The 10,885-nt window shown below is 63.9% G+C and carries 13 protein-coding genes; 10 read left to right on the forward strand and 3 right to left on the reverse strand.

The window, feature by feature from the left end; translation table 11 throughout:
• The first annotated feature begins 89 nt into the window (after positions 1-89).
• Positions 90-1,688, forward strand: a complete 1,599-nt coding sequence (locus Q8N40_RS25415; protein ID WP_305713765.1) for a porin — start codon at positions 90-92, stop codon at positions 1,686-1,688.
• A gap of 61 nt (positions 1,689-1,749) precedes the next feature.
• On the opposite strand, the gene Q8N40_RS25420 is transcribed toward Q8N40_RS25415, so the two are convergent.
• The gene (locus Q8N40_RS25420; RefSeq protein ID WP_305713766.1) at positions 1,750-1,920 is read right to left on the reverse strand and encodes a hypothetical protein; all 171 of its coding nucleotides are present in this window, start codon (positions 1,918-1,920) and stop codon (positions 1,750-1,752) included.
• Positions 1,921-2,172: 252 nt separating this feature from the next.
• Here Q8N40_RS25420 and Q8N40_RS25425 point away from each other — a divergent pair, with 252 nt between their 5' ends.
• Positions 2,173-2,337: a Flp family type IVb pilin gene (locus tag Q8N40_RS25425; RefSeq protein ID WP_305713767.1), complete on the forward strand. Its 165-nt coding sequence runs from the start codon at positions 2,173-2,175 to the stop codon at positions 2,335-2,337.
• Between the two features lie 37 nt (positions 2,338-2,374).
• On the opposite strand, the gene Q8N40_RS25430 is transcribed toward Q8N40_RS25425, so the two are convergent.
• On the reverse strand, positions 2,375-2,611 hold the full coding sequence (locus Q8N40_RS25430) for a hypothetical protein (RefSeq protein WP_305713773.1): 237 nt from the start codon (positions 2,609-2,611) through the stop codon (positions 2,375-2,377).
• Between the two features lie 79 nt (positions 2,612-2,690).
• Positions 2,691-3,677 (reverse strand): Ku protein, encoded by a 987-nt coding sequence (locus Q8N40_RS25435; protein ID WP_305713768.1) that lies wholly within the window; start codon positions 3,675-3,677, stop codon positions 2,691-2,693.
• A gap of 269 nt (positions 3,678-3,946) precedes the next feature.
• Here Q8N40_RS25435 and Q8N40_RS25440 point away from each other — a divergent pair, with 269 nt between their 5' ends.
• The 8 genes from Q8N40_RS25440 to ccsA all read left to right on the forward strand — a co-directional run.
• The gene (locus tag Q8N40_RS25440) at positions 3,947-4,099 is read left to right on the forward strand and encodes a hypothetical protein (RefSeq protein WP_305321559.1); all 153 of its coding nucleotides are present in this window, start codon (positions 3,947-3,949) and stop codon (positions 4,097-4,099) included.
• 199 nt (positions 4,100-4,298) lie between these two features.
• The gene (locus Q8N40_RS25445) at positions 4,299-4,970 is read left to right on the forward strand and encodes a response regulator transcription factor (RefSeq protein ID WP_305321560.1); all 672 of its coding nucleotides are present in this window, start codon (positions 4,299-4,301) and stop codon (positions 4,968-4,970) included.
• A gap of 130 nt (positions 4,971-5,100) precedes the next feature.
• Positions 5,101-6,474 (forward strand): sensor histidine kinase, encoded by a 1,374-nt coding sequence (locus Q8N40_RS25450; protein WP_305321561.1) that lies wholly within the window; start codon positions 5,101-5,103, stop codon positions 6,472-6,474.
• Positions 6,475-6,635: 161 nt separating this feature from the next.
• Entirely contained in the window at positions 6,636-8,036 is a 1,401-nt protein-coding gene (locus Q8N40_RS25455) for a hypothetical protein (protein WP_305713769.1), read from the forward strand.
• Positions 8,037-8,137: 101 nt separating this feature from the next.
• Complete coding sequence (locus tag Q8N40_RS25460; RefSeq protein ID WP_305321563.1) at positions 8,138-8,407, forward strand: hypothetical protein; 270 nt, start codon at positions 8,138-8,140, stop codon at positions 8,405-8,407.
• Between the two features lie 140 nt (positions 8,408-8,547).
• Positions 8,548-9,672, forward strand: coding sequence for a c-type cytochrome biogenesis protein CcmI (ccmI, locus tag Q8N40_RS25465; protein WP_305713770.1), 1,125 nt, complete (start codon positions 8,548-8,550; stop codon positions 9,670-9,672).
• A 61-nt stretch (positions 9,673-9,733) separates the two neighbouring features.
• Entirely contained in the window at positions 9,734-10,252 is a 519-nt protein-coding gene (ccmE, locus tag Q8N40_RS25470) for a cytochrome c maturation protein CcmE (protein ID WP_305321565.1), read from the forward strand.
• The coding region (gene ccsA / locus Q8N40_RS25475) for a cytochrome c biogenesis protein CcsA (RefSeq protein WP_305713771.1) at positions 10,249-10,885 on the forward strand (637 nt) is incomplete at its 3' end. The genes ccmE and ccsA, both read left to right, overlap by 4 nt.

Genomic DNA, 10,885 nt, shown 5'->3' on the forward strand with positions numbered 1-10,885 from the left:
CGCGCTGTCATTCTCCCTGATGAACTCTGCGCTACTCGCTTGCATGTATCGAAACCATGCAATGCAAGCGTTCACACCGGAGAACAAGAATGACGATCTACCGAAAACTCATCCTCGGATCGGCGGCGAGCTTTCTCGCCATGGGCGCGGCCCAGGCAGCCGATCTTCCGGTCAAGGCCAAGGCGGTCGAGTATGTCCGGATCTGCTCGCTCTACGGCGCCGGCTTCTACTTCACCCCCGGCACCGATACCTGCATCAAGCTCGGCGGCTATCTGCGTGTCGACACCACCTTCAACGGCGGGGCGCACGGAACCCCGTCCTGGAGCGGCGATCTCGGTCAGCAGAACCGTTTTCGCGATTACTTCAGCTCCCGTTCGCGCATGGCGCTGACGGTCGATACACGTACCGCCACCGAATACGGCGTGGTCCGTACCTTTGGTCAGGGTGACTTCCAGTTCAACAATTTCGGAAACACCAACCCGGCGGGTTCGGTCGGCAGCCAGACGACCGGCCTCAGCAGCTCCCTGCTTTCAAGCGCGGGTGGCGGCTACGTCGCGGTCGAATTCCTTTTCATCCAGTTCGCCGGCTTCACCTTCGGCAAGTCTGCCTCGGCCTATGCGACGCCCTGGCAGGGTACTCCGGGCAACATCGATTCGAACCTGCTCGGCGGTCACACGACCGATACCGGCGTCAACAACATCCAGTACACCCAGGAGTTCGGCAACGGCGTTTCCGGCAGCTTCGGTCTCGACGATCCGACGGTGTGGAACCGCACGTCCGTCTATAATCTGGGAATCCCCAGCGCGATCGGCGCCAACGGAACCGGAACGAGCGCCTATGGCGGCTCATTTGCTCCCGACATCGTCGGCAGAATCCGCATCGATCAGGCCTGGGGCCTGTTCCAGCTCTCGGGCAAGGCGCATCTCGTGAACGCGTCCTACAACACCCTGGCGGCCGGCGCGGTGCCGAACAACCTTTCCGAAATCAGCGGCCACCCCGACAGCAAGTGGGGCGGTTCGGTGATGGCCGCGCTGCAGATCAAGAACATTCCGACCGGCAAGGGCGACGATATCAAGATCGACGTCAGCTACGCCAAGGGCAGCACCAAGCAGGTGATCTCGACCTCCGGCACCTCACCAAACTTCGCGATGTTCGGCGGCAGCGGCTTCGGTTACCAGAGCGTCGGCTTTGGCGCGACCACCGACGCCGTTTATTTTCCCGGCGCCGCCGGCACCGGCGGTCTCAAGCTCACGACGGCCTGGGGTATTCGCGGCGCGTTCAACCACAACTGGGATCCCTACTGGTCGACGGCCCTGTTCGGAAGCTACTCCGCCATTCGTTATGACGGTGGCGCCAACGACAACATCAACGGGCTCGGGACCACCACGGCCAAGGGAGCCTATTGCGCCGCCTTCGCCGCCAGTCACCCGGGTCAGGCAGCCGTTGGAAACCAGGCCGGCAACTACACCTGCAATCCGGACTTCAACGTCTCTCAGCTCGGCGCGGTCACCCGCTGGACTCCGGTCAAGAACCTGACGTTCTCGGCGGAAGTCATGTGGTTCCACCTCGATCAGAAAATGTCGGGCAGTTCGGTGTTTACCGCCACCGCGCCCAAGCCGACGGCCCTCTACGAGTTCAAGGACCAGAACACGGTTCTGCTGCAGCTGCGCGCCCAGCGCAATTTCTGATCGCGGACGTCGATGCTTTAATAATGCCGTGAAGTGAGGCGAGACGGGGCGAGAAGCAAGGTCAGCTTCTCGTCCCGCGTCGCCGTTTCAGCACGGCCGCCATCAACGCAAGGAAATAATCCCTCACGAAATTGCCGGATTTCGCAAGTGACCCGATGGCGCGCTGCTCCGCGACGCCGTCGTTCACGATCCCGATATAGTTCTTTTTCGAGTCCCGCTGCTGGGCCGGCATTCTTGCTCACTCCACGGGGCGACCATGCGAGCCAGGCGCGCAACCAAACGTAAATTTTAGGTCCCGTATGAATACCGGTGCGAGCGCCGTTTGCAGGCCGCTTGTCGCGGCTCCCGGCCGATCCGTAAACTATCGAGCTCGGCCTTAATCGATGGTTCAGCCTGTTCCTCAATGGGCCGTCAACCAATCCAGTTTAGGTTCCACCTGATATTTGCACGGGACGAACCCGTGGCGCGTCGACAGGAGTTCTGGATGCGACCGCTCTTTTCAAGATTCATCAGTGACCAGTCCGGCGCTACCGCCATCGAATATTGCCTGATCGCGAGCGGAATCGCTTTCGTGATCATCGCCGCGGTCAACGGCATCGGCACCACGCTCAATGGCAGCTTCACCTCGGTGAATTCATCGCTGAAGTAGCGCCGGAGTTTCGGCGACGGGGACGGGCGCGGCAGTTTCACCGGCCGTCGCCATCCCCGTTCAGCGCCCGCAACATCGCGATCCGCGCGAACATCAGCCAGCCGCCGCCGATCTCGGCGGCATTGATCAAATTCTCCACCGCAATCTGCCAGCACTCCTGCTGCTGAACGTCTTTCGGCATCTGCATGACATGATCGGCGGCGTGCTGCAGCGTGATCAGCGTGGCGCCGCCGCGCAAGCGGATCGGCTCCTCGAATGGCGTCGACCACGGCATCTCAGGCAAGCGGCGGCTGCAACGTCGCCATCACTTGCCGGCCTGTCGCGATTACGCGCCGCGGTGAGCGCGTGCGCATCTAGCCGGCCTTTTTCGACCGCAGCGGCGCGCGCGCCGGTTTCTCGGCCTTCTTCGTATCCTGCTTCGGCTGCTGCCTGGTTGCGCGCTTGCCGCTGCCCGATATCGGCAGCAGCATCTCGCGCTGGCCGGCGGCGGCCTTGCGCGGCTTCTTGCCCTTGGCCTTGTCGGTGGCCTTCTCCGTCACCTTTGCGGCGGACGGGGCGGATTGTTTCTCGCCGGCGAGGCTGCGCTTCAGCGCGTCCATCAGGTTGATGACGTTGCCGCTCGATTTCGGCGCGGCCTTTGCGATGGGCAGGCCGTTGCGCTTTTGATTGATCAGTTCGATCAGCGCGGACTCATAGCGGTCCTCGAACCGGCCGGGTTCGAACGAGCCGGATTTCTGCTCGACGATATGCCGGGCCAGATCCAGCATGTCCCTGGTGATTTTCACATCCTGGATATCCTCGAAATATTCCTTCTCGCTGCGCACCTCGTAGGGATAGCGCAGCAGGGTGCCCATCAGGCCCTTGTCGAGCGGCTCCAGCGCGATGATGTGTTCGCGGTTGGTCAGCACCAGCCGGCCGATCGCAACCTTGTTCATGCTGCGGATGGTCTCGCGGATGACGGCGAAAGCGTCATGGCCGACCTTGCCGTCGGGCACGAGATAATAGGGTCGGATCAAATAGCGGTTGTCGATGTCCGTTTTGGGAACGAACTCGTCGATCTCGATGGTGCGGGTCGACTCCAGCGCGATATCATCGAGTTCGTCCTTCGACACCTCGATGTAGGTGTCGGTGTCGACCTTGTAGCCCTTCATGATGTCTTCGGCGGCGACTTCCTCGCCGGTATCGGCATCGACCTTGGCATATTTGATGCGGTGGCCGGTCTTGCGGTTGATCTGGTTGAAACTGACCTTCTCGGTGTCCGACGTCGCCGGATACAGGGCGACCGGGCAGGTCACGAGCGAAAGGCGCAAAAAGCCTTTCCAGTTGGCGCGAGGGGCCATGGGATACTCCAAAACGCAACAATGACCGGTGAGGATACCACCGGAGAATCCGGTTTCAAGCGGATGGGGCGGGAAATCTCCTAATGGCGTTAACCCTCGCGGAGCGGGATGGTTGCATGGGGCAGGGGCGCGCCGTTTGCCTGACACGTGGTGCGGCGATCTGGCAGCAAGGCCCGGAATCCCGGAACATGATCCGGCATCAGGCGTTGCTTTCGAGATGTGACACCGCAACGACGTGCTGTTTTTCGCGACACCCCAGGAGTGCACCCATGGCAAGGAGAGATCACGACCAGATCGTGGAAACCGCGAGGGAAGCCCGCGGGGCCGAGCCGGGGCCGTCGGTGCTTGCCCTGCTCACGGTCTCGACCAGCCTTGCGGTGCTGATCCTCGGCGGGGTGTGGTTCGTGTTCTTCCGCACCTGAGGGCTGACGAAACTCGGACTGGCGAACAGCCGGGCGCGCATCCCAGGGGTCCGCGCCCGTTCCTGTTTGGCGCCTGTCGATTCGACGCCATGTGACAAAAAAGTAATAATCCGAATCGATTGCTGTTCATCCAGCATTCACGCCACAACACCTCTTCTGGATGGCGGCGATTTTGCCGGACTATTGAGGGAAGACCAGCTTGCGCCTGCTCGTCGTTGAAGACGACCCGGATCTCAACCGTCAACTGACGACGGCGCTGAGCGATGCCGGCTATGTGGTCGACCGCGCTTTCGATGGCGAGGAGGGACATTTCCTCGGCGACAGCGAACCCTATGACGCCGTGGTGCTCGACATCGGCCTGCCCAAGATGGACGGCATCTCGGTGCTGGAGGCGTGGCGCCGCAACGGCCGCGCGATGCCGGTGCTGATCCTCACCGCGCGTGACCGCTGGAGCGACAAGGTGCAGGGTTTTGACGCCGGCGCCGACGACTATGTCGCCAAACCGTTTCATCTCGAGGAAGTGCTGGCCCGGATTCGCGCGTTGCTGCGCCGCTCCACCGGTCACGCCCAGTCCGAGTTGACCTGCGGACCGGTGTCGCTTGATACCAGGACCGGCCGGGTCAGCGTGTCGGGCAACCCGATCAAGATGACCTCGCATGAATACCGCCTGCTGGCCTATCTGATGCACCATACCGGGCGTGTGGTGTCGCGTACCGAACTGGTCGAGCATCTGTACGATCAGGATTTCGATCGCGACTCCAACACCATCGAAGTGTTCGTCGGCCGCATCCGCAAGAAGCTGGACGTCGACATCATCCAGACCGTGCGGGGGCTCGGCTATCTCCTGACGCCGCCCACGCCAGGCGCCTGATCAAAGGTGTTGATCGGGCCGCCGGCTTGCGCTCTGGTCCGGGCATGATCCTGTTCCAGAACCTGCATCCATCGATCGGGTCGAATCCCCAACACTCCGGTTTCGACCTGTGTTTCGGGATGACACCCTGATGCGCGGCAGTTCGCTCGCCACCCGGCTGTTCCTGTCGGCGACCGCCTGGGTGGTGGTGATCCTGCTCCTCACCGGCATCGTGCTGTCGTCGGTCTACCGCAACGCGACCGAGCGTGCGTTCGATCGCCGTCTCAATCTCTATCTCCGCACCGTCATCGCGGAAGTGGCGACGCCGGATAACACGCCCGATCAGTTCCAGTCGCTCGGCGAGCCGCTGTTCGAATTGCCTCTGTCCGGCTGGTACTGGCAGATCATTCGCGCCGACGGCGACAAGCCCGAGACGCGCGCGTCGCGCTCGCTATGGGACAAGAAGCTGCCGAAGCTGGAAAATCAGGGCGCCGGCCTGACCGCGGCCGGCGTCCGCCTCGGCTATGTCGATGGCCCCGAGGGCCAGTTGTTGCGGATGGTGGAACGGCCGGTAGACCTCGGCGTCGACGGCTTGTTCCTGGTCAGCGTGGCCGGCGACGCCTCGGAGATTTTCGACGAGATCCGCAGCTTCGACTACTACCTCGGCAGTACCTTCGTGGCATTGTCGATCGTGCTGGTGCTGACCACGATCTTCCAGGTCCGCTTCGGTCTCGCGCCGCTGAAGCGCATTTCCGAATCGATCGCCGATATCCGCTCCGGCCGCGCCGAACGGCTCGAGGGTGAATTCCCCGTCGAGATAGCGCCGCTGGCGCGGGAGACCAACGCGCTGATCGACGCCAACCGGGAAATTGTCGAGCGCGCCCGCACCCATGTCGGCAATCTCGCCCATGCCATCAAGACGCCGCTGTCGGTCATCGTCAACGAAGCCTCCGCGCGAGGCTCGGATCCGTTCGCGGCCAAGGTGCTGGAGCAGGCCGACATCATGCGCGACCAGGTCGCGCACCATCTGGAGCGCGCCCGCATCGCCGCGCGGCTCACCGTGATCGGCACCGTCACCGAGGTTGCGCCCGCGATCGAGGCCCTGCGCCGGACCATGGAGAAAATCCACCGGGATCGCGACATCGCCATCGGCGTCAAGGCCGACGCCCAGGCCAAGTTTCGCGGCGAACGGCAGGACCTCGAGGAGATGGCCGGAAACCTGGTCGACAACGCCTGCAAATGGGCGGCGGCGCAGGTCTCCATCGAGGTGCTGGTGGAACCGGCGGCGCAGCCGGGCGCCGGTCCGATGCTTCGCATTATCGTCGACGACGACGGGCGCGGCCTGTCGGCGCCCGAGCGGGCACAGGTCTCGCGCCGGGGCCAGCGGCTGGACGAATCCAAGCCGGGTTCGGGGCTGGGGCTGTCGATCGTGGTCGACCTTGCGGCCCTCTACGGCGGCAGCCTTACCCTCGGCAATGCGCCGATCGGGGGACTGCGGGCCGAGCTGGTGCTGCCGGGGGTGTAAGCTCGCCCCGGCGCCGGAAGCCCGGGGTTGGACGGCCGCCGGAACCCCTAGGGAATGCCTGCCAGTTCATCTTCCTAAACGGCTTCTTAACGTCGGGGCATTTATGATGACCGGTGGACGCTTAATGCCGTCCGAGCGAAGCACGCATCCATACCGGGCGCATGAGCCAGACATCGATCGAGCGGCTGAGGGACTATCTCGCGCAGCTTCCGCCGCAGGCGCAGGCGCTGCTGATGCGGGAGTTCGAGCGCGCCATCGAAAAGGGCGAAGACACCACGGTTGCCACCTTCGTGCTCGAACAGCTGCGCAAGATCGTGCGCGGAACCGACGAGGAGGCGCGGCCTCGCATCGACGATCCGGCCCGCCTGCTGTTCCGCCCGCTCGAGCCATTTCTGGTCGAAGGCAACGCTCCGGTGCGGCCGGGTCAGATCCGCCGCACGTCGCTGCTGCCGGTCTGGCAATGGCTGAACCGGGAGGGGGCGCCGGAGCAGGCGCAGGAATTCGAAGCAGCGCTGGCCCGGGTGCGGGAATCCGGAACGACGTCCGATCTCGAGGTGGCCGTCCGCAAGTTTCAGCACGCCGCGGCCGATGCGATCTTCAAGATCGCCAAGCCGGTGCCCGGCGGCGACCATCAACGCGCGCTGACCCGGATCGGTCCGCCCAAGGTGATCGAGGATGTGCTGCCGATCGGCTCGGTGCTGCAGGCTCGCGAAGCCATCGATACGCTCAACGGCCGGCTCCCCAGTCTGCTGCGTGTATTCGCGGATTCGCAGATCGCCTCGATCGGGGCGAGCCTCAACGTTCCCTCGCTGCAAACCCCGCAATTGCTGCCGTTCGCGCTGTCGCTGGTGATGCAGCGATTGCCCGCGCCGTGGCAGATCATCCGCCTCGCCATCAAGATGGCCGCGTCCGATGATGAGATCCGCGTTGCCGCGACACCTTACGGCGTTGCCGTCACCATCGCGCTGCAGGATATGTCGTTGCTCGCCGCCAACCTGCGGACCGATATCAAGCGCGGTCATTTCGACACCGTTGCGGATCAGATCAAGATCCTGCACGACGGCCTGCGCGGCTTGCGGACCGAGCTCGATCTGCGCAACGATTCCACCTGGGGCAAGCTGCTGACGTCGATCCGGGCCGATATTTCCAACGCCCTGCAATCGGAAATCGACAGCGTACCCGGCCGGGTCCGGCGCCTGCTGCGGCAACGCGCCGACAAGGATATTCCCGCCGGCGCCAGCATCGATGCCGCTGATGTGGACGAAACCGCAGCCTTGATCGATTTCGTCGCGGTGTGCCGCACCTATGCCAGCGAACTCGCGATCAACGAGGTCACGCTGCGGACCTATTCCGACCTGCAGCAATATGTCGAGAAGTCCACGGAGTCGCTGGTGCAATCGCTGCGCGGCGGCGACGCCAGGACGCGTGGCTTCCGGCAGATGCAGGTCAAGGCGGCGATCCGCTTCTGCGAGGTATTGTTCGGCCAGGACTATGCATCGCTGATGAGCAGGGCGGCCGAAAACGCGCAGACCGTCGAACGCAAGTCGTCGCGCGCTAGTTAAACATCTGGTAAAATTCCAGGTTGTAATTTTGATTGACGGAATCCGGCGCGGGACATACACATTGATGGCGCCCGTTTCATCACGTCATTGAATTTTGAAATATGAACTCAGTCATTAATTACGTTGAAATCGAAAACCGCGTCGTTTCCGCAACATATCGAAGCCTCATGATCGGCGCCAAGGTCGTCCTGGTCGACAAGGCCAGCGGCCAGCCATTGTCCGATCCGGTCACGACGATCACGTCAGCGGCTCCGGCGGGCTCGCTCAGGATCAGGCTGCCGGCCACGGTCCCGCCGGGCGACTATTATCTGAAAGCGCTGAACGGGCACGGTGCCCCGGTCGCGCAAAGCGTCGGGTTTTATGTCGGCTAACCGCGGTTTTCTGCGGGTTTTCGGGGTTTCCCCGCAGCGCCGGTAGATTGACAATTGTCAATTGCCGGGGTCACCGCCCGTGGTGTAAAGCGGCGCATCGGCGCCTTAGTCTGTGGCGCCGTTCCACCGGAACTTGGCTGATGACGCTGTGGTTTGTGTTCGCGCTGATGACGGTCGCGGCGATCTTCGCCGTGCTGTGGCCGTTAAGCCGGGCTGGCCGGCCGCAAAGCGAAGGCAGCGAGGCTGCCGTCTACAAGGACCAGCTCAGCGAGGTCGACCGCGACGTCGCCGGCGGACTGATCGGTCCCTCCGAAGCTGAAGCCGCGCGCGTCGAGATCAGCCGCCGGCTGCTGGCGGCAAGGGACAGCCAGGACGGCCTTCCGGTCGCATCCAGCACCAGATTGCGCCGATCCGCGGCCATCCTGGCCCTGGTTGGCCTCCCGATCGTGGCGGTCGCGATTTACCTCCCGCTGGGATCGCCCAGGCTCGGCGATTTTCCGCTGGCCCAGCGCGCCCGCGCGCCCGATACGGCGCAGCCTTTTGAGAATATGGTTGCGCAGGTCGAGGCGCATCTGGAGAAGAATCCGACCGATGGCCGGGGCTGGAACGTGCTGGCGCCCGTCCTGGCGCGGCTCGGCCGCTTCGATGAAGCGGTCCGCGCCTATCGCAATTCGATCACCTACAATGGCGACAGTCCCGAGCGCCGGTCCGACCTCGGCGAAGCGCTGGTTGCTGCGGCGAGCGGCGTGGTCACCGCGGAGGCGAAGGCTGAATTCGAGCGCGCCATCGCGCTGAACGCCGACGAGGTCAAGGCGAGCTATTTCCTCGGGCTGGCCGCCGAGCAGGACGGTCGCGGCAGCGAGGCCGCCTCGATCTGGCGCACCATGCTGGCCAAGGCGCCGCCGGATGCGCCGTGGCGGCCGCTGGTGCAGGCCGCCCTGGGACGGGTCGGCGGCGCGCCGGTCCCGCCGCCCGGATCGCCGGCTCCGGCGTTGTCCAACGAGGCGATGGCGGCGGCAAAGGACATGAATGAGGCCGACCGCAGCGAAATGATCCGTGGCATGGTCGAGCGGCTCGCCACCCGATTGAAGCAGAATGGCGACGATGTCGAAGGTTGGCTGCGGCTGGTGCAGGCCTATATGGTGATGGGCGATCGCGACAAGGCGAGGTCCGCGCTGGGCGACGCCCGTCAGGCGGTCGCCAATGACGCCGCGCGGCTGCGGCAACTGAATGAGGGCCTGAAGAATCTCGGGCTCGACGGATAGCATGATGCCGAAAAGTGCGAAGCGGTTTTCGGAGCAACATGCGCAGGATTAGAGGCGAGCCATGACGCGCAAGCAGCGGCGTTTGACAATGATCGGCGGCTCGCTCGCGGTGCTCGCCATCGCGGCGGCTCTGGTGCTGAACGCGATGCGCGACTCGATCGTGTTCTTCTCGACGCCCACGATGCTGGCGGAAAAGCCGGTCGCCGCCGGCAAGCGTTTCCGGCTCGGCGGCCTGGTGCAGCCGGGATCGCTGGTTCGCGGCGACAATCTTGCGGTCACATTCGAGGTTGCCGACGGCAGCGCCACGCTGCCGGTTTCCTTCAAGGGCATTCTGCCCGATCTGTTCCGCGAAGGGCAGGGTGTGGTCGCCGAAGGCGCCCTCGATGCCGCAGGCGTGTTCAAGGCCGATACCGTGCTGGCCAAGCACGACGAGACCTACATGCCGAAGGAAGTCGCGGACGCGCTGAAGAAGCAGGGACACTGGAAAGACGATTACGGCGCGAAAAAGCCGGACTACAGCGCCAAACCCGCTGCCGCCACGCAAGGGGCGTCGCAGGCGAAGCAGGGAGTTTCGCAGTGATCGCGGAATCAGGACATTACGCACTGGTGCTGGCGCTGGCGCTGGCGCTGATCCAGTCCACCGTGCCGATCCTCGGCGCGCGCTGGCGCGATCCCGCTCTGATGAATGTCGCACGCACCACCGCGCTGGCGCAGTTTCTGTTCGTCGCGGCGTCGTTTGCGGCACTGGCCGCGTTGTACATCACGTCCGACTTCTCCGTCGTCAACGTCTACGAGAATTCGCATTCGACCAAACCGCTGCTCTACAAGATCACCGGCGTATGGGGCAATCATGAGGGCTCCATGCTGCTGTGGGTGTCGATCCTGGCGCTGTTCGGCGGCCTGGTCGCAGCCTTCGGCAACAACCTGCCGCTGTCGCTGCGTGCCTATGTGCTGGCGGTACAGGGCTGGATCGCCAGCGCGTTCTATCTGTTCATCCTGCTCACCTCGAACCCGTTCCTGCGCATCGCCAGCCCGCCGATCGAGGGCCGCGACCTCAACCCGGTGCTGCAGGACATCGGCCTCGCGGTGCATCCGCCGATGCTCTATCTCGGCTATGTCGGCTTTTCGATCTCGTTTTCATTCGCGGTCGCAGCACTGCTCGAAGGCCGGATTGACGCGGCCTGGGCACGCTGGGTGCGGCCGTGGACGCTGG

Source organism: Bradyrhizobium sp., from assembly GCF_030693485.1.
Taxonomy (GTDB): Bacteria; Pseudomonadota; Alphaproteobacteria; order Rhizobiales; family Xanthobacteraceae; genus Bradyrhizobium.